Raw genomic sequence first — 18,917 nt, forward strand, 5'->3', positions numbered from 1 at the left:
CACCATGCCCACCTCCTTGCCAACCCGCCGCATCGGCCCCTTCGACGTCTCGGCCATTGGCCTGGGCTGCATGAACCTGAGCCACGCCTACGGTGCGCCGCCGTCGGCGGAGCAGGGCGAACGTCTGCTGCTCGCCGCACTCGATGCCGGCGTCACGCTGTTCGACACGGCGGCGCTTTACGGTTTCGGGGCCAACGAGACCCTGGTCGGCAAGGTGCTGTCCAGACACCGCAGCCGCTTCACGCTGGCCAGCAAGGGCGGCATGGCCGGCGTGCAGTTCGAGGACGGTATCAAACGCGTGATCGACGGCCGGCCCGAAGCCATCCGCAGGAACTGCGAAGACAGCCTCCAGCGCCTGCAGACCGATGTGATCGACCTCTACTACCTGCACCGCTGGGACAAGACGGTGCCGATCGAGGACAGTGTGGGCGCCATGGCGGAACTGGTGCGCGCGGGCAAGGTGCGCGCCATCGGCCTGTCCGAAGTGTCGGCCGCCACGCTGCGCAAGGCCCATGCGGTGCACCCGATTGCGGCGGTGCAGACCGAGTATTCACTGTGGACGCGCAACCCCGAGATCGCGGTGCTCGAGGCCTGCCGCGAACTGGGCGCGGCCTTTGTCGCCTTCAGCCCGGTGGCGCGCGGCTTTCTGTGTGACGCGCTGCACGACGTCGGCACGCTCCAGCCCAAGGACATCCGCAGCGCCATGCCGCGTTTTGCGCCCGGCAACTACGCGGCCAACCTCCAGCTGCTGCCGCCCTACAAGGCGCTGGCCTTAGAGGCGGGCTGCACGCCAGCCCAGCTCGCGCTGGCCTGGTTGCTGCACAAGGCGCCGCACATCGTTCCGATTCCCGGCACCACCAGCGTCGCGCATCTGCACGACAACCTCGGCGCGGTGAACGTCCGGTTGGACGCCGGCCTGCTGGCCAGGCTGGAAGCGCTGGTCAACCAGGACACCGTCACCGGTCACCGCTACAGCGCGCAGAGTGCCGGCGAGGTCGATACCGAGGAGTTTGCCGCCTGAGCGGATTCCGGGGTCGGGGTTTGCTATCTTATTGATAGCGTTTGGCGTATATTCCACAATGGATGACGGCCTTTTTTCTTGAAAACCCGAGCCCGATGCAGCGCCGGCCAGCGCTGGCCCCGCTGGACCGCGCGTGGTTCAGGCCGCCCTGCCCAACCTGGACGGGCTGAGCATGGCGGCCGTGAGGCCAAAGGCGGCGACGTGTCCGGGAACGGGCAGGCCGCGCGCCAGCGCGGCGCAGGTCTCGCCCATGGCGGCCGAGGTCTGGATGCCGTAGCCGCCCTGGGCCGCGACCCAGAAGAAACCCGGCGCGTGCGCTTCGAAGCCGCCCACCAGGTCGCCGTCGGCGACGAAGGAGCGCAGCCCGGCCCAGGTGCGTGTGGGCCGGCGGATGGACAGCGTGGTCATCTCCTCGATGCGGTGGATGGCCAGGGCGATGTCCATTTCCTCGGGCTGCACGTCGTGCGGCGCCACCGGGTCGGCATTGGCCGGTGAGCCCAGCAGCATGCCGGCGTCGGGTTTGAAGTACCAGTCCTCATCAACGCCGGCGGTCAGGGGCCAGCCGCTCGTGTTCACGCCTTCCGGGGGCGCGAAGATGAAGGCCGAGCGCCGCCGTGGTTCGAGGCCGATGCCGGGCAGGCCGGCGAGGGCGGCGACCACGTCGGCCCAGGCGCCAGCGGCATTGAGGACCACGGGCGCTTCGTACACCTGGCCACCCGCCTGTGCCCGCCACAGCCCGCCCATACGTGCCAGCGCGGTCACTTCTGCATCACACACCACGCGGCCGCCGGCGCGGCGCAAGCCGCGCAGATAACCCTGGTGGATGGCGTGCACGTCCATGTCGGCGGCGTCGGGTTCGTACACCGCGCCCAGCACCTTGCCGGGACGCAGGACGGGTACCCGGGCGCAGGCGCCTGCGCTGTCGAGAAGCTGCGCATGCGGCGCCATGGCGCGCAGGATGTCCCAGTGCGCCGCGAGCAGTGCATCCTGTCCGTGCGTAGCCACCATCATGGCGCCGCGCGGGCCCAGCAGCGGGTGGTCGGCAAAACCCTCGGGCGGTGACTGCAGGAAAGCCCGGCTGGCCATGGTGAGGGCGCGCACCTGGGGCGTGCCATAACTCTCCATGAACAGCGCGGCCGAGCGGCCGGTGGAGTGGTAGCCCGGCTGCGGCTCGCGCTCGAGCAGGGTGACGCGGCCGTGCGGCGCCAGCCAGTAGCCGACGGAGGCGGCAGCGATGCCGCCGCCGATGATGAGGAAGTCGGTGGGTTCAGACATGTCGTGCAGCGCTCATGGCAGGTCGGTCAGTGCGCGCAGGCCGGCCTGCATCGCCGCTTCCGGCGGGGTGGTGTTGGCGCTGTCCTCGATGAAGTCGCCGAGGTGCGAATCGTCGTCGTCACCGATTGGCGTTTCCATCGAGATCGGCTCTCTGGCGATCTTCATGGGCTTCATGATCTTGCGGATATTGTCTTGCGGAATCGCCGTCTTCTCGGCCAGGATGCTGGCGTCGGGCTTAACGAACCCCGGCCATGGTCAAGCCATCCAGATACATCTGCAAATGCACAGGCTGTTTCAGGTAGAACAACTTGCGCTCCGCAAAGGCACGCGTGAAGCCCTGATTCTCGACAGCCAGTTGGGCAGCGCAGGCGCGGGCCTCCTCACGCCGACCCAGGTAACCCAGCGCGACAGCCTTGTGGGCTGCCGTCCAGTATTGGTGGTTCGGGATTTCGCTGGCCTTGGTGGTCCATTTCACCGCAGTTTCAAAGTCATGCTTGAAAATCATGGCCAGCGCGCCATAGGTCAGGAACGCCCACAACTGGGGATCACGCGGGCTCAGTTCAAGCGCCTTTTCGAACCTGACCCTGGCTTCCTCATAACGACCGAGGTAAGCCAGGGTGTCGCCGAGGCCGCAATGCGCCGCCGCGAGGGTTGGATTCAGGCTGACGGCCATCTCGTTTCCGATCAGCGCACTGTCGTATTCGCGCCGCGCCAGTTGAACCCGCGCCTTGAGCATGTAAAAGACTGCGTTCTGATCGTCAAGTTCGAGGGCCCGCTCCGTTGCCGCCAGCGCGGCATCAAGCAGATCACGCGCAGGCTCTGTATCCCAGTAGATCATTCCCAGAATCGTGGCATACGCCCACCAGGCCTGGGCTTCGCCAAAAGCTGGATCCATCTCCCGGCTCTTCTGGAACAGGCGTTGCGCCTCCAGATTGTTTTGCGCGGTGAACTTGAAGAAATGTGCGACTCCCAGGTGGTAGCAATCCCAGGCCTTCAGGTCGGTGGGTTCCGTGCGCGCTACCTTTTGTCTTTCAGCAAGGCCGATCTGCGGCTCCAATTGAGCAACAACGTTTTCCGTGATCTCGTCCTGAACGACAAACATATCCTCAAGTTCACGGTCATATTGCTCGGCCCATTTGTGATCTCCGGTACCAGCATCGATGAGCTCTGCCGTCACCCGGATCCGGGTGCCGGCGCGTCGCACGCTGCCCGCGACCACGTAGTGGGCGCGAAGGTCCCGGGCCGTACGACGTACGTCGATGGTCAGTCCCTTGTAGGCCAGGGTGGTGTTGCGGGCCACGACGTTGAGCCAGTGGTATTTCGACAAGCGGGTGACAATGTCCTGCGTGATTCCATCCGAGAAATATTCCTGGCCTGGGTCTCCGGACATATTGACGAACGGAAGTACTGCAATGGTCGGCCGACCTTCCGCCATTGGATGGGCTGGGTCGTGGGGCAAGTGCGTGGCAGGCTCAAGGCCAGCGCTTCCATTCACGCTGGTTGCTTCGCCCTCCAGCGCTATTCCAAACCGGTAGCCTCGCGCGGGGATCGTGATGATGACCTGCGGACTGAGAATTTTGCGTAACGCCGAGACCTGTTGCCGAAGATTGTTTTCTTCGACCACCAGTCCTGGCCAGATGGCATCCATCAGCTCTTTTCCGCTGACCACACGATCACGGTGCTCAATCAGTGTCAGCAGCATGTCAAAAGCACGTGCACCGAGTGCGGTGGCGTGACCGTCAATCAAAATTGCCCGCTCGGTGGGGCGAATTTCAAAGCGATCGAAGCGATATGTGTGCGTGGAAGACGACATGGTGTCAATCACAAGGAGGGCCGTGACGAAGGGGTGTGGCGCCCAGTAACAGCCTAACAGTTTCACGTTTTTTTCACAACGTTTCACAGGCGTTTCATTGCATGGCCCGGGCAGGCGCCAGACACTGTTGGCAGGTCGACGGATTGCTCTGCTGGTGCAGTCAACAGACCATCAACACCACAACCGGCCATGCACAGGGAGAAATTCCGTTCATTCTTCTCGACCGCGGGTTCACTGACCCGCAAAGCGGTGATCTGCTCTCCGGCCTGACAGGCCTGGTGAGCGCCCGCAAACCGCAATGAGTACCCGAACCTCACGGCTTTTGGAGAGGTTTGGTTTTTTCAACCATTTTTAAAGAAACAAATGTCAGGTGCTTTCAGGAAATGTCTGCTTATTGCCGCATGCAGCGCGGGACTTGCTGCCTGCACTGCCGTGTCTACCATGTCAAGCGAGCTTGTCGGAGCCGATGCTCGCACGACCATTTCTTAGGGGCTCCATCACGATCAGGAGAAATGCACAGTGAAAAATATACTTATTGCCCTATCCGTTGCTGTCGCCGGTGTCGGCCTGGGAGCGCCCGCAAGCCGGGCGGAGACGGCGCATCACATGATGGTCAGTCCCGCTGAACTGAAGTGGGCGGATGTCCCATCGTTGCCGCCGGGCGTGAAAATTGCGGTGATCGAAGGCCCCCTGAACGAGGCGGTGCCCATCACCTTCCGCCTGAAGTTTCCCGCCGATTACAAGCTTCCCGCCCATTGGCATCCCGGCATTGAGCATGTCACGGTGATGTCCGGCACCTTCAACATGGGTACCGGCGACAAGCTGGATACGACGAAAACAAATCCCTTGTCCGCGGGCAGTGTCGCGATCATGGCGCCCAGGACCCAGCACTTTGCGTGGACCAGGGAAGAAGCCATTGTTCAGGTTCACGGCATGGGACCGTGGGGCATCAACTATGTCAATCCGGCAGACGATCCGAGAAAAAAATAGCCAGCCCACTGGCCGGTCTGTGAATTGACGGGCGCCCGCCTGGCCCGGCAGCGTGAAACTCAGCAAGCAGAAACTGGAGGTTTTATGGACACATCGATTCAAGCCCACAACCAGCGCCCGGCCGCCGTCTGGAGTTCTGGCGGGGCGGACTACGACCAGATCAGCAGCGGTATCGCCGATTCCATCGCGCATTGCGTCCTGCGGCTTGGGCCCAAGCCCGGCGAGCACATTCTCGATCTGGCCACTGGCTCGGGCATGACCTCGCGGCAGGTGGCCAAGCGCGGCGCCAACGTGATTGGCGCCGACATTGCATCCGGCCTGCTCGCAGCCGCCAGAGAGCGTGCCCAGGCCGAAGGGCTGACCATTGAGTACCAGCTGGGTGACGCCGAGGCGCTTCCCTTTGCCGACGGTGAGTTCGATGCTGTCATCTCGACCTGCGGCATCATGTTTGCCAGCCGGCCCGAAGCCGCGGCCGCCGAATTGGCACGCGTTACCCGCCAAGGTGGCCGCATCGCGCTGACCACCTGGCTGAGCGACAGCAACCTGTTCAAGATGTTCCAGGTGATGAAGCCGTACATGGCCGCACCGCCGACGCCGCCTCCGCCCTCGCCATTCGAGTGGGGACGTACCGAGCGGATTCGGGAATTGCTGGAAGGCAATTTCGACTTGAAATTCGAGAAAGGCGTGTCCTATTACCGGGAACCCAGCGGGGAGGCCGCGTGGAACACCTTTTCGGTCGGCTATGGGCCGACCAGGATGCTGGCTGCCAGCCTGGACGAGGCCAAACGCGCGGAGTTGCGACGTGACTTCATTGCCTTTCACGACGGCTTTCCAACGGAGATCGGGATCTGTGTGCCACGCGAATACTGGATGACGCTTGGCGTGAAGCGGTAAGCGGTCCAAAAAAAGCGCCTCCACCCCTTTCAACAAGGGATGGAGGCGCCATTGGCTGATGCAGCTGCTGATTACAGCGTATCGATGAAGCTGCGCAGCTTGTCCGAACGCGAAGGGTGCTTGAGCTTGCGCAGCGCCTTGGCTTCGATCTGGCGGATGCGTTCGCGCGTCACGTCGAACTGCTTGCCGACTTCTTCCAGCGTGTGGTCGGTGCTCATCTCGATGCCGAAACGCATGCGCAGCACCTTGGCTTCGCGCGGCGTCAGGCTGTCGAGGATGTCTTTCACCACATCGCGCAGGCCGGCCTGCATTGCCGCTTCCAGCGGTGCCGTGTTGGCGCTGTCCTCGATGAAGTCGCCGAGGTGCGAATCGTCGTCGTCACCGATTGGCGTTTCCATCGAGATCGGCTCTTTCGCGATCTTCATGATCTTGCGGATCTTGTCTTCCGGAATTTCCATCTTCTCGGCCAGGATGCTGGCGTCGGGCTCGAAGCCGAACTCCTGCAAATGCTGGCGTGACAGGCGGTTCATCTTGTTGATGGTCTCGATCATATGCACCGGGATGCGGATGGTGCGGGCCTGGTCGGCGATCGAGCGCGTGATCGCCTGGCGAATCCACCAGGTGGCATAGGTCGAGAACTTGTAGCCGCGGCGGTATTCGAACTTGTCGACCGCCTTCATCAAACCGATGTTGCCTTCCTGGATCAGGTCCAGGAACTGCAGGCCGCGGTTGGTGTACTTCTTGGCGATCGAGATCACCAGGCGCAGGTTGGCCTCGATCATCTCTTTCTTGGCGTCGCGCGAGTTGGTCTCGCCTTCGTTCATGCGCTTGTTGATGTCCTTGAGCTGGGCCAGCGGCACGACCACGCGGGCCTGCAGTTCGCCGAGCTTGGTCTGCAGTTCCTGGATGGGCGGAATGTTGCGCGCCATCACGGTGGACCAGGGCTTGCCCGCCGCGACCTGTTTTTCAACCCACTTGAGGTTCAGCAGGTTGGGCGGGAAGTCCTTGATGAAGACTTCCTGCGGCATGCCGCATTTCTCGACGATGATGCGGCGCAGCTCGCGCTCTTTCTTGCGCACGTCCAGCACCTGGCCGCGCAGCAGGTCGCAGAGTTTTTCAATCGTCTTGGCGGTGAAACGCACGGTCATGAGCTCGTCGCTCAGGGCTTTCTGTGCTTTGGTATAGGCGGGTGTGCCCCAGCCTTCCTTGTCGTAGGTCTTGTGGACTTTTTCGAACAGGGAGGCGATGGTGTCGAAGCGGCTCAGCGCTTCCTTCTTCAGCTCTTCGAGCTTTTTGGTCAGCGCCTTGGAGCCGCCCTTGCCGTCGTCGTCGTCTTCCTCGTCGAACTCGTCGAAGTCTTCCTCGGCCACGTAATCGTCGGCTTCGTTGGGGTTGGAAAAACCGTCCACCACGGTGGAGATGACCACCTTGCCTTCGCGGATGTCTTCACCCAGGCGCAGGATCTCGGCAATGGTGGCCGGGCTTTCGGAGATGGCTTCCATCATCTTCATCAGGCCGCCTTCGATGCGCTTGGCGATCTCGATCTCGCCTTCGCGCGTCAGCAGCTCGACCGTGCCCATTTCGCGCATGTACATGCGGACCGGGTCGGTGGTGCGGCCGAACTCGCTGTCCACGGTGGACAGGGCGGCTTCGGCAGCCTCCTCGGCTTCCTCTTCGGTGGAGCCGGCGGGCGCGTTGGCGGTGATCAGCAGGGTTTCCGCGTCGGGCGTCTGCTCGTACACGGCCACACCGAGGTCGTTCAGGGTGACGATCACCGCGTCCAGCGTCTCGGCGTCGATCAGCTTGTCGGGCAGGTGGTCGGAAATTTCGCCGTGGGTCAGGTAGCCGCGGGTCTTGCCGAGCTTGATCAGTGCCTTCAGGCGTGCACGGCGCTTGGCCATGTCTTCTTCGGACAGGACGGTCTCGTCCAGGCCGAACTCTTTCATCAAGGCGCGTTCCTTGGCCTTGCTGATCTTCATGCGCAGCGGCTTGACCTTTTCGGTCGTTTCCACCACCGGTTCGCCGACCAGATCGTCCTCGATGTCGGACATGTCCTCGTCGCCGTCACCCTTGATGGCCACCTTGGGCTTGCGGCCGCGCTTGGCGCCGCCGGCTTCCACCGAGGCAGCGGGGTTTTTCGGCGGGCGACCGGGTTTCTTTTTCACAGGCACGTCGGTGCCGGCTGCGGTCGGGGTGACCTTCAGTTCGGCTTCTTTTTTGGCTGCGGGTTTGGCGGTGGGGGCGGGTGACTTGGTCGGCACGGGGGACACTTTCTTGACAGGCTTTTCAGATTTCAGGGGTGCTTTGCTGGCTGCATCTTTTTTGCCAGGAACTGGTTTGGAGATGGCGGTTTTTCCGGGTTTTTCAAGCTGCTTGCTGGCCGTCTTCCTGACCGGCGGTCGGGCGGCAGACTTGGCTGGCGCTTTGGGCGGGGTCACGGTTTTGGCAGTCTTGCTGGACTTTTGAGCAGGCATGGCGAACTCCCCCGGTGTGAAACGTTCCTCAACAGACTTGGTTCCCGGCGCCCGACTGCAGTCGGGCTACAGGCACAAAAAATGCCCGCGCCGGATGGCTGGGCATTCAGGAATCCGGCGGACTTGAGAGGTGTCTCAAGCCCGTCAGGCTCCACAGCAAGTTGTTTGGGCGAACATTTGGTGTGCAGTCCTTGCGGGGAGGTGGCCCTTCAACCTGTGAGGTCCCGTTCTTGCGGGGGGCTGGTACCGGAGGTGCTGCTGTCGCGCTTGCCGTAGCGGAAAATCGGATTATACCCTGTTGCCTCATTTTTGGGCAACAAAAAAGGGCCAAATCAGCTATTTTTCAGCAGGCCGGACAATTCCTCGTAACGCTGCCTGGCGGCCGGGTCGGCCAGGACCCGGGGCAGCAAATCGACCATTTCCTGCTGGCGTTTGAGCTTGAGGAGCTGGTCCAGGATGGCGCGGACCTCGTTCCAGTCGCACTCGATGCCCTCGTGGAGCTGGGCGATCTGGTCCACCGCGTATTTTTCCTGGGGATGTTCGCGCAGCCCCTCGCGCAGGGCCGCCCAGGGCTGCGGCCCGTGTTCGTGCAGCTGGCTTTCCAGCCAGACGAACAGCGGCCCGTGCGGGGCCGGCAGTTCCGACAACAGCACGTGTTCTTCCCCGCTGAGCTTGTCCCAGCTTTGCGGGTCGGTCAGCATCAGCCGCAGCACCCGGTCTTCCCGGCCGGCCGGCAGCACCCGCCCGGCGATGCGCCGCGGCGGGCGGCTGGCGCCGGGCTTGGCGCCGAAGCTGCGGCCGCCGGACCCGCCCGCCGCGGTCGGGGCGGGCAGCGACGCGGCGTACGCGCCTTCATCGTGCAGGTCGGCAAAGTTGCCGGAAAATTCCTCGAAATGCGGAACCGCGTCGGCGTATTCTGGCTGTTTTGGCCGCTGGCCCTTGCCCGGTGGACGCGAGTTGCTACTGTTTTTATAGTGCGGCGCGGCCGGCTGCCAGATCTGCAGCAGTTCGCGGCTGTCGATCAGCACGGTGTCGGCGATCTCGGCGAGCAACTGGTGCTTGAGCGTGCCGTCGGGCAACAGGCTCCACAGCGGGCGCGCATTGCTGGCCATGTGCGCGCGGCCTTCGGCGGTGTCCAGGTCGCAGCCTTCGCCGGCGGCGTCGAGCATGAATTTGCTCAGCGGCACGGCCTTGGCGACATAGGCGGCAAACCCTTCCTGGCCGTGTTCGCGGATGTAGCTGTCGGGGTCGTGTTCGGCCGGCAGGAACAGGAACTTGACGGTGCGCACGTCGGTGGCAAAGGGCAGGGCGGCGTCCAGCGCCTTGCGCGCGGCGCGCCGGCCGGCACTGTCACCGTCAAAGCTGAAGACCACCGCATCGGTGAAGCGGAACAGCTTTTGCACATGGTCGGCGGTGCAGGCCGTGCCCAGGGTGGCCACCGCGTTGGCAAAACCCAGCTGGGCCAGCGCCACCACGTCCATGTAGCCTTCGGTGACCAGCGCGTAGCCGTGTTCGCGCAGGGCGGTGCGCGCCTCGAACAGGCCGTAGAGCTCGCGCCCCTTGCTGAACACCGGGGTTTCCGGGGAGTTCAGGTACTTGGGTTTTTCGTCGCCCAGCACGCGCCCGCCGAAACCGATGCATTCGCCCTTGACGTTGCGGATCGGGAACATGATGCGGTCACGGAAGCGGTCGTAACGCTTGGCTTCGCCCTGCGCGTTTTCCTCCCCCGGCTCGCCGGTGATGACCAGGCCGCTTTCGACCAGCAGCGGGTCGTTGTAGTCGGGGAACACGCTGGCCAGCGCGCGCCAGCCTTCGGGCGCGTAACCGAGGCCGAAGGTTTTGGCGATTTCGCCCGACAGGCCGCGGCCCTTGAGGTAGTCGATGGCACGCGGCGCGTTGCGCAGGTGCTTGATGTAGGCGATGCCGGCTTTTTCGAGCACGCTGGTCAAGGTGGCCTGCTGCTCGCGCGCCTGGGCGGCGCGGGCGCGCTCCTGCGGCGAGACGTCGTCCTCGGGCACCTGCAGGCCGTACTGCTGGGCCAAGTCTTTCACGGCCTCGACAAAGGTCATGCCGCCGTGTTCCATCAAAAAGCTGATGGCGTTGCCGTTTTTGCCGCAGCCGAAGCAGTGGTAGAACTGCTTGGACGGGCTGACGCTGAAAGAGGGCGATTTTTCGCCGTGGAAGGGGCACAGCCCCATGAAATTGGCGCCGCCCTTTTTGAGCTGCACGTAGCGCCCGACGATGTCCACCACGTCGGCGCGCGCCAGCAGTTCCTGGATGAATGATTGGGGAATGGCCACGGCTGTATTGTGCCTCCAGCGCCGGATTTTCCCCGAAACCGCCCGGAGCCAACCGGCCGTCCGGCCGCCCGCGCCGCACCGGGCCGCGGCCCCGGTCTGAGGCGGGTCAAGGCCGGGCGCCGGGCTGCGGCTACCATGGCGCACAGACCGCCCAACCCCGAGGAGACTTTGATGCCCCGCATTTTTGACCAGGACCTGCCCCGCAACGAGGCGAATTACGCCGCGCTGTCGCCGCTGGCCTTTATTGAGCGCACCGCCGAGGTCTACCCGGACCGGCTGGCGGTGGTGCATGGCGGCCTGCGCCGCAGCTGGGCCGAGGTCTTCACGCGCTGCCGGCAACTGGCCAGTGCGCTGCAGCGGCACGGCATAGTCAAGGGCGATACGGTGGCCGTGATGCTGCCCAACACCCCGCCCATGGTCGAGGCGCACTTCGGCATTCCGGTGACCGGGGCGGTGCTCAATGCGCTGAACACCCGGCTCGACCCCGAAACCATTGCCTTCATGCTGGACCACGGCGAGGCCAGGGTGGTCATCGTCGATCCCGAGTTTGCCGGCGTCATGAAAAAGGCGCTGGCCCTGCGCCAATCGAGTGCGCCGCTGCTGGTCATCGACGTGGAAGACGCGCTGTACACCGGGCCGGTCGAGCACATCGGCAGCATCCGTTACGACGAGTTCCTGGCCAGCGGCGACGGCGCTTTTGCCTGGCGCCAGCCCGACGACGAATGGGACGCGATTGCACTGAACTACACCAGCGGCACCACCGGCAACCCCAAGGGCGTGGTTTACCACCACCGCGGCGCGGCGCTTAACGCGGTGTCCAACATCCTCGAGTGGGACATGCCCAAACACGCGGTCTACCTGTGGACGCTGCCGATGTTTCACTGCAACGGCTGGTGTTTCCCCTGGACGGTGGCGGCGCGTGCCGGCGTCAACGTCTGCCTGCGCCGGGTCGAGCCGCAGGCGATTTTCGACGCGATCCGCCAGCACGGCGTGACCCACTACTGCGGCGCGCCCATCGTGCACGGCCTGCTGGTCAACTCGCCGGCCAGCATGAAGCAGGGCCTGCCGCGCGGCGTGAAAGCCATGGTGGCCGGCGCGGCACCGCCGGCCTCCATGATCGAGGGCATGGAGGCGCTGGGGTTTGACCTGACCCATGTCTATGGCCTGACCGAGGTGTACGGCCCGGCCACGGTGTGCGCCGCGCAGGACGGCTGGGAAAAGCTCGACATCGGCGAGCGCGCCCGCCTCAACGCGCGCCAGGGCGTGCGTTATCACCTGGAGCGCGATGTGCGCGTGCTCGATGCGCAGACCCTGCAGCCGGTGCCGCAAGACGGCGAGACCATGGGCGAGATCATGTTCCGGGGCAACATCGCGATGAAGGGCTATCTGAAAAATCCCAAAGCGACCGAAGAAGCTTTTGCCGGCGGCTGGTTCCACAGCGGCGACCTGGCGGTGATGTACCCCGACGGCTACATCAAGATCAAGGACCGCAGTAAGGACGTGATCATCTCCGGCGGCGAAAACATCTCCTCGATCGAGGTCGAAGACGTGCTTTACCGCCACCCCGACGTGCTGGCCGCTGCCGTGGTGGCCAAGCCTGACGAACGCTGGGGCGAAACCCCGTGCGCCTTTGTCGAGCTCAAGGCCGGCGCGACGGCGACCAAGGAGGACATCGTGGCGCACTGCAAGAAACACCTGGCCGGCTTCAAGGTGCCGCGCGCGGTGGTGTTTGGCGAGCTGCCCAAGACCAGCACCGGCAAGATCCAGAAGTTCGAGCTGCGCAAGCTGGCCGGTTCGGTGGCGGCGATCGATGTGTGATGCGATGCTGGATTGCTATCGAAAAGTAGCATCTTGCGCGCGTCCGGCAAGGGTTTGAGGCGTATTTGATGTTGAACAGGCCGCTGCCATGACCCCCGGACCCCAGGCCGCCTATGTGATCCGGCACCCCGGCGCCTTTGCGTTGCGCGTGTTGCTGGGCTTTCGCGCCAACCAGGGCCTGCTGCTCGCGGGGGCGGTGGCTTATTACGCCTTGCTGTCGATTGTTCCGCTGCTGATCCTGATGGCGATTGCGCTGTCGCATGTGATCGACCAGGCCGCCTTGCTCGAGGCGCTGGGCCGCTACATCGGCTGGCTGGCGCCGGGCCAGACCGACTTCATCGTGGGCGAGCTGGAAAACTTTCTCGCCCATCGCGAGCTCATGGGCTGGGTGCTGCTGGCCACCATGCTGTTTTTCAGCTCGCTGGCCTTCACGGTGCTGGAAAACGCGATGTCGGTGATTTTCCTGCACCGCGTGGCGATACGCCGCCGCCATTTCCTGGTGTCTGCGCTGCTGCCTTACGCCTACATCCTGTGCCTGGGCGTGGGCCTGCTGCTGGTGACGCTGGTCTCCGGCAGCTTCCAGGCCCTGGGCGACCAGAGCCTGGAGTTTCTGGGCTACAGCTGGTCGCTCAGCGGTTTCTCGGGCGTGTTGCTCTACCTGCTGGGCCTGGCCGGCGAGATTTTTGTGCTGACCTCGGTCTACATGGTGATGCCGGTCGGCAAGCTCTCGCTGCGCCACGCGCTGCTGGGCGGCATCACGGCGGCGCTGCTGTGGGAAGTGACACGCCATCTGCTGGTCTGGTACTTCGACACGCTGTCGCAGGTCGGCCTGGTGTACGGCTCGCTGACCACGGCCATCATTGTCCTGCTGAGCCTGGAACTGGCCGCCACGCTGCTGCTGCTGGGCGCGCAGGTGATTTCGGAATACGAACGCATAGGCACCGGCAAGCAGGACGCGCCGGCCGAGCCGATGCGGACCAGCGCGCTACCAAAAAAATAGCTCCTTGCGCCCGCCAGACAAGGGCTGCAGCCACTTTTTTTGTACTCAGTCGCCCATCACCACGCCTTCGCGGCGCGGGTCGGCGCCACCCAGCCACAGCTGCTTGCCGTGTGCCTGGCCCCGGGTTATTGCCTGCAGGCCGCTGGTCATGGCCATCTCGCGCACTTCATGGCCGCGGGCTTTCAGCGCCTCGACGGTGGCCGGTGCAAAGCGTTTTTCTTCCAGCAGGGTCGGACCGTTGAGCGAGCCGAAGTTGGGCAGGTTGATGGCCTGCTGCGGCATCAGGCCCCAGTTCAGCACGCCGTACAGGGTTTTGGCGGTGTAGTGGATGATCAGCGCGCCGCCCGGGCTGCCGCCGCTCATCACCAGCTGGCCGGTGGCTTTGTCGAACACCAGGGTGGGCGCCATCGACGAGCGCGGCCGTTTGCCCGGCTGCACGCGGTTGGCCACCGGGGCGCCGCTGGCATCCGTGGGGGCGAAGCTGAAGTCGGTCAGCTCGTTGTTCAGCAGGAAACCCTTGACCATCTGGCGCGCGCCAAAGGCGTCTTCGATCGTGGTGGTCATCGCAATCGCGTTGCCATAGGCATCAACGATGCTGATGTGCGAGGTGCCGTATTCGGGCTGCTCGGGCATGGGCGCGTAGGCGCTTCTCACGCCGCCAGGCGTGCCGGGTTTGGCCACCTTCATGCTTTGCCCGCCGGGCTGCGCGGCGATCAGCTTGGCGCGTTCGGCCAGGTAGGCCGGGTCCAGCAGGCTCATCCAGTTGCCGCCCGGCGCTTGCACGAAGTCGGGGTCACCCAGGTATTGCGCGCGGTCGGCAAAGGCCAGGCGCGCGGCCTCGGTGTACAGGTGCAGCCAGTCGGCCGACGGGGCCGCACCTGTCGTGCCGGGCGTGCCGCCCAGGCCGGTGTCCAGGGCCAGCGTCGCGGCAGGCGTGTGGTTGAGGATGCCGAGGATCTGCCCGACCGCAATCGCGCCCGAGCTGGGCGGCGGCATGCCGCAGATGCGGTAGTCGCGCGCCTGCGCCCGGTAGTCGTGACAGATCGGCTCGCGTTTTTTGGCCTGGTAGCCGGCCAGATCGGCCAGGCTCAGCTTGCCGGGGTTGGTCGGGTGGCCCTGCACCTTGGTCACGATGGCCTGGGCAACGTCGCCCTCGAGCAAGGCCCTGGAGCCGCCGGCGGCGATCTTTCTCAAAACATCGGCCAGCGGCTGGTTGCGCAGCAGGCTGCCGGCGGCCAGCGGCTCGCCGTTGGGCTGGTAAAAGTAGGCGGCGGCCACCGGGTCTTTTTTCAGGTGTTGCTCGGTTTTCAGCAGGGTGGCCAGGCGCGCGCTGACCTTGAAGCCGCCCTCGGCCAGCGTGATGGCCGGCACAAACAGCTGCGCCCAGGGCAGCTTGCCGTGCTGCTTGTGGGCCATCTCCAGCATGCGCACCGTGCCCGGCACGCCGACCGACCGGCCGCCAACCACACCGTCGATGAAGGCCATGGGTTTGCCGTCGGCGCCGACAAAAAGTTTTTCATCGGCGGCCGCCGGTGCGGTTTCGCGGCCGTCAAAAGCCTCGACCTGGCTGCCGCTGGCATGCAGCAAAAACGCGCCGCCGCCTATGCCGCTCGATTGCGGCTCGACCAGCGTGAGCACCATCTGCACGGCAATCGCCGCGTCGATCGCCGAGCCGCCGGCCTTGAGCACCTGGTAGCCGGCATCGGTGGCCAGCGGGTTGGCCGCGGCGACGGCATAGCTCGCGTTCGCCCAGCCGGGTTTTTCGGTGTAGCCCGACGCGCCTTCAGGCTGCGCCGGCACGCTGTAGGCGAAGGGCGGCGCGGTGGCACAGCCGGCCACCAGCAGGGCGGCGGCCAGGGCCAGGCCGGAAAGTGGCGACAGGACAGTGGCTCGCTTGAACATGAACGCAGGGGCGACGGTTTTCATGGCTTCTCCAGTGGGGATGGGCCATGGTAAACCCATGCCCGGCGCGGCGCTGCAGGGGCAGCCCCGCTCTGACGGCGGACAGGAGCAAGCAACAAAAAAGCCGACCTGGCTGGGTTCGCAGTCAGATCGGCCTTCAGCCCAGGCAGGGCGGACGGGGGGTGCTATTAATACAATAGCATGGAAAAGAACTTAGCGCGGTGCCAGGCGGATCGCGCCGTCCAGGCGGATCACCTCGCCGTTGAGCATGTCGTTTTCAAAGATGTGCTGCGCGAGCTTGGCGTAGTCCTGGGGCGTGCCCAGGCGGCTGGGGAAGGGCACGGAGGCGGCCAGCGAGTCCTGCACTTCCTTCGGCATGCCGAACATCATGGGCGTGCCGAAGATGCCGGGGGCAATCGTCATGTTGCGGATGCCGTTGCGTGCCAGGTCGCGCGCGATCGGCAAGGTCATGCCGACAATGCCGCCCTTGGAGGCGCTGTAGGCGGCCTGGCCGATCTGGCCGTCGTAGGCCGCGACGGAGGCGGTGGAGATCAGCACGCCGCGCTCGCCGGTGGCTTCCGGTTCGTTCTTGCACATCGCGTCAGCGGCCAGGCGGATCATGTTGAAGCTGCCGATCAGGTTGACCGTGATGGTCTTGCTGAACACGCCGAGGTTGTGCGCGCCGTTTTTGCCGACGGTTTTTTCCGCCGGTGCAATGCCGGCGCAGTTGACCAGGCCCATCAGCTTGCCCATGGACACGGCCTTGGCGACCACCGCCTGGCCGTCGGCTTCCTGGCTCACGTCGCACTTGACGAAGGCGCCGCCGATGTCTTTGGCGATGGCTTCGCCTTTTTCAACCTGCATGTCGGCAATCACCACCTTGCCGCCCTTGGCCGCCAGCATGCGTGCCGTGCCTTCGCCGAGACCCGATGCGCCGCCGGTGACGATGAATACTTTGCCTGCGATGTCCATGAGATGTTCCTTGGGAAAATGATGATGAGGGGAGGGTGTTGGGGGGCTGCGGAGTTGACGTTAACGTCAACGTCAATCGCAATTATCACGCATAAAAACCACCCACAAAAAAGCCCGGCGAGCCGGGCTTTTTGATTGGGGGCTGGGGCTGACGTTTTATTTGTAGCCGACGCGGTCCAGCATCTGCTGCACCTTGACCTGGTTGGCGCCGACGGTGCTGACCGGGATGGTCTCGGACTTGAAGCTGCCGCCCGACATGGCCTGCAGGGCCGCATTGCTGACCTTCACGCCGGCGACGGCGGGCCACTCGTTGTTGCCGTTGGCAAAATAGTTCTGCGCGTCGGGGCTGGCCAGGTACTCCATGAATTTCACCGCGTTGGCGGGGTTCTTGGCGTTTTTGGCGACGGCCGCACCGGCGATGTTCACATGGGTGCCCCAGGACTGCTGGTTGGGAAACACCACGCCGACCTTGTCGGCGATGGCCTTGTCTTCCGGCGCGGAAGACCGCAGGATGCGCGCGAGGTAGTAGCTGTTGGTGATCGCGATGCCGCATTCGCCGCTGGCCACGCCCTTGATCTGGTCGGTGTCGCCGCCCTTGGGCGGACGGGCCATGTTGGCCACCATGCCCTTGAGCCACTCTTCGGCCTTGGCGGCGCCCAGGTGCTCGGTCACCGCGCCGAACAGCGACAGGTTGTAGGGGTGTGAGCCCGAGCGGGTGCACAGCAGGCCCTTGTTTTTCGGGTCGGCGAGTTCCTCGTAGGTGTCGACATCGGCCTTGTTGACCTTGAGCTTGTCATAAACGATGACGCGGGCGCGGGTCGAAAAACCGAACCAGGTCGTGCCTTCGGGCGTGGCCGGGGCACGCAGCTGCACCGGTATCGCCTTTTCCAGCAAGGGCGACTTGATCGGCTGGAACAGGCCTTCGCTGTCGCCTTTGGTCAGCCGTGCCGCGTCCACCAGCAAAATCACGTCAGCCGGGGAGGCTGCACCTTCGGCCTTCAGCCGCGCGAGGATGCCGGCGTCGTCGGCATCCACGCGGTTGATCCGGATGCCCGTGGTTTTGGTGAAATTGCTGTAAAGCGCCTCATCGGTCTGGTAGTGGCGGGCAGAATACAGGTTGACCACCTGTTCCTGCGCGCTGACGCCGCCGGCCAGCAGGGTAGCGGCCACGGCCAGGGTGACCAGAATGGGGGATTTTTTCAACATGGTGCGAACTGTGAAAGTTGGAATGGAAGTCAGTGTAATACAAACGCGAATTATTCTCAATAGCTTTTCGAAGGTGGGCAAAACCATGCAATCGGCGGCCGATGCGCTGGGTCGCGGGGCTGCACTGGCGGCTGCTGCGGTCGGGCTGGCCCTGCTGGCCGGTTGTGCCAGCCTGCCGGCGGGGCCGGCCGGCAAGGTGGCGCCCGCCGTCGGGCCAGCGGTCGAGACCTCGGCCCAGCGAATGCCGCGCATCGGCCTGGCGCTGGGCGGCGGGGCGGCGCGCGGTTTTGCCCATGTGGGCGTGATTGCGGTGCTGGAAGAGGCCGGCATCCGGCCCGCCGTGGTGGTCGGCACCTCTGCCGGCAGCCTGGTCGCGGCGCTGTATGCCAGCGGCAAAAGCAGCGCGCAGCTGCAGCAGACGGCGCTGAACATGGAGGAGGTCGCGATCACCGACTGGATGCTGCCGATTTTCGGCCGCGGCATGTTTCGCGGCGAGGCCCTTGGCCGTTATGTGAACGATCTGGTCGCCGGCCGGCTGATGGAGAACATGGCCATTCCGCTGGGCATCGTGGCGACCGACCTGGGCAGCGGCCAGCCGGTGCTGTTCCAGCGCGGCGACACCGGCATGGCGGTGCGCGCCTCCAGCGCCGTGCCGGCGGTGTTTGTGCCGGTCAAGATCAATGGCCGCGAGTACGTGGACGGCGGCCTGGTCTCGCCGGTGCCGGTGCGTTTTGCGCGGCAGATGGGCGCCGAGCTGGTGATTGCCGTCGATATCTCCAACCCGCCCGAAGCCAACACCGCCGACGGCACCTTGCAGATTCTGCTGCAGACCTTTGCCATCATGGGAAAAAGCATCAACCAGTATGAATTGAAGGACGCCGATGTGGTGGTGCAGCCTTCCCAGGTGGGCCTGAAAAGCGCCGACTTCTCGGCCCGGCAACGTGCCATCGATGCGGGCCGGGCGGCGATGCGGGCGGCGTTGCCCGCCCTCAGGGCGAAGATGGACACCTTGCGCACGGCGGCCCGTTGATGCTCTGTTTTTAATAGCTGCCCTCGCAATGCCGGCAGGGGGCTCAAGGCCTTTTCAGCCAAAAAAAAGCCCGATCTTGCGATCGGGCTTTGAAGGGGTCCGTGAAACTGAATTTCTGGAAGGACCCGAGGAGACAACTGGCTGGAACTTGCGCTCCGATACTTGTTTATCGGCAGCAAGCTCCGGAATCTGTAGGGTTTGAGTGGTTTTTCAAACCCGGCT

The 18,917-nt window shown here is 64.4% G+C and carries 14 protein-coding genes and 1 pseudogene; 7 read left to right on the forward strand and 8 right to left on the reverse strand.

Going from position 1 to position 18,917, the window contains the following annotated elements; translation table 11 throughout:
- Positions 1 to 4: 4 nt before the first annotated feature.
- Positions 5 to 1,021, forward strand: coding sequence for an aldo/keto reductase (locus tag B7G53_RS11825; RefSeq protein ID WP_441338981.1), 1,017 nt, complete (start codon positions 5 to 7; stop codon positions 1,019 to 1,021).
- Between the two features lie 138 nt (positions 1,022 to 1,159).
- On the opposite strand, the gene B7G53_RS11830 is transcribed toward B7G53_RS11825, so the two are convergent.
- The 3 genes and pseudogenes from B7G53_RS11830 to B7G53_RS11840 all read right to left on the reverse strand — a co-directional run bounded on the left by B7G53_RS11830 (position 1,160) and on the right by B7G53_RS11840 (position 4,109).
- Complete coding sequence (locus B7G53_RS11830) at positions 1,160 to 2,296, reverse strand: NAD(P)/FAD-dependent oxidoreductase (RefSeq protein WP_096667846.1); 1,137 nt, start codon at positions 2,294 to 2,296, stop codon at positions 1,160 to 1,162.
- A 33-nt stretch (positions 2,297 to 2,329) separates the two neighbouring features.
- Positions 2,330 to 2,533, reverse strand: a pseudogene (locus B7G53_RS11835) (sigma-70 domain-containing protein); the annotation flags it as partial.
- On the reverse strand, positions 2,532 to 4,109 hold the full coding sequence (locus B7G53_RS11840) for a winged helix-turn-helix domain-containing tetratricopeptide repeat protein (protein WP_141396327.1): 1,578 nt from the start codon (positions 4,107 to 4,109) through the stop codon (positions 2,532 to 2,534). The gene B7G53_RS11840 and the pseudogene B7G53_RS11835, both read right to left, overlap by 2 nt.
- A 519-nt stretch (positions 4,110 to 4,628) precedes the next feature.
- On the opposite strand from B7G53_RS11840, the gene B7G53_RS11845 reads away from it, so the two are divergent.
- Together B7G53_RS11845 and B7G53_RS11850 are read left to right on the forward strand one after the other, a co-directional pair.
- A complete protein-coding gene (locus B7G53_RS11845; RefSeq protein WP_096667849.1) occupies positions 4,629 to 5,099 on the forward strand; it encodes a cupin domain-containing protein in 471 nt (156 codons plus the stop codon).
- 84 nt (positions 5,100 to 5,183) lie between these two features.
- Positions 5,184 to 5,993 (forward strand): class I SAM-dependent methyltransferase, encoded by an 810-nt coding sequence (locus B7G53_RS11850; RefSeq protein WP_096667851.1) that lies wholly within the window; start codon positions 5,184 to 5,186, stop codon positions 5,991 to 5,993.
- A gap of 71 nt (positions 5,994 to 6,064) precedes the next feature.
- Here B7G53_RS11850 and rpoD read toward each other — a convergent pair whose 3' ends face one another.
- Complete coding sequence (gene rpoD / locus B7G53_RS11855; protein WP_255249984.1) at positions 6,065 to 8,254, reverse strand: RNA polymerase sigma factor RpoD; 2,190 nt, start codon at positions 8,252 to 8,254, stop codon at positions 6,065 to 6,067.
- A gap of 13 nt (positions 8,255 to 8,267) precedes the next feature.
- Between rpoD and B7G53_RS23205 the strand changes: the two genes are divergently transcribed.
- Entirely contained in the window at positions 8,268 to 8,459 is a 192-nt protein-coding gene (locus B7G53_RS23205) for a hypothetical protein (RefSeq protein WP_255249985.1), read from the forward strand.
- A gap of 340 nt (positions 8,460 to 8,799) precedes the next feature.
- Here B7G53_RS23205 and dnaG read toward each other — a convergent pair whose 3' ends face one another.
- Complete coding sequence (gene dnaG / locus B7G53_RS11860; RefSeq protein ID WP_096667854.1) at positions 8,800 to 10,767, reverse strand: DNA primase; 1,968 nt, start codon at positions 10,765 to 10,767, stop codon at positions 8,800 to 8,802.
- 171 nt (positions 10,768 to 10,938) lie between these two features.
- Between dnaG and B7G53_RS11865 the strand changes: the two genes are divergently transcribed.
- Positions 10,939 to 12,585 carry an acyl-CoA synthetase gene (locus B7G53_RS11865; protein ID WP_096667856.1) on the forward strand — a complete coding sequence of 549 codons (1,647 nt, stop codon included), beginning with the start codon at positions 10,939 to 10,941 and terminating at the stop codon, positions 12,583 to 12,585.
- Between the two features lie 88 nt (positions 12,586 to 12,673).
- The gene (locus B7G53_RS11870; protein WP_096667858.1) at positions 12,674 to 13,585 is read left to right on the forward strand and encodes a YihY/virulence factor BrkB family protein; all 912 of its coding nucleotides are present in this window, start codon (positions 12,674 to 12,676) and stop codon (positions 13,583 to 13,585) included.
- Positions 13,586 to 13,630: 45 nt separating this feature from the next.
- Here the strand turns inward: B7G53_RS11870 and B7G53_RS11875 are convergent, their stop codons facing one another.
- The 3 genes from B7G53_RS11875 to B7G53_RS11885 all read right to left on the reverse strand — a co-directional run bounded on the left by B7G53_RS11875 (position 13,631) and on the right by B7G53_RS11885 (position 17,665).
- Positions 13,631 to 15,487 (reverse strand): gamma-glutamyltransferase family protein, encoded by a 1,857-nt coding sequence (locus tag B7G53_RS11875; RefSeq protein ID WP_096667977.1) that lies wholly within the window; start codon positions 15,485 to 15,487, stop codon positions 13,631 to 13,633.
- Between the two features lie 213 nt (positions 15,488 to 15,700).
- On the reverse strand, positions 15,701 to 16,459 hold the full coding sequence (locus tag B7G53_RS11880; RefSeq protein WP_096667860.1) for a 3-hydroxyacyl-CoA dehydrogenase: 759 nt from the start codon (positions 16,457 to 16,459) through the stop codon (positions 15,701 to 15,703).
- Positions 16,460 to 16,615: 156 nt separating this feature from the next.
- Entirely contained in the window at positions 16,616 to 17,665 is a 1,050-nt protein-coding gene (locus B7G53_RS11885) for an extracellular solute-binding protein (protein ID WP_096667862.1), read from the reverse strand.
- Positions 17,666 to 17,750: 85 nt separating this feature from the next.
- On the opposite strand from B7G53_RS11885, the gene B7G53_RS11890 reads away from it, so the two are divergent.
- Positions 17,751 to 18,695 carry a patatin-like phospholipase family protein gene (locus B7G53_RS11890; protein WP_096667979.1) on the forward strand — a complete coding sequence of 315 codons (945 nt, stop codon included), beginning with the start codon at positions 17,751 to 17,753 and terminating at the stop codon, positions 18,693 to 18,695.
- Positions 18,696 to 18,917: the final 222 nt, after the last annotated feature.

This window comes from Polaromonas sp. AET17H-212 (assembly GCF_002379085.1).
GTDB lineage: Bacteria > Pseudomonadota > Gammaproteobacteria > Burkholderiales > Burkholderiaceae_C > Polaromonas.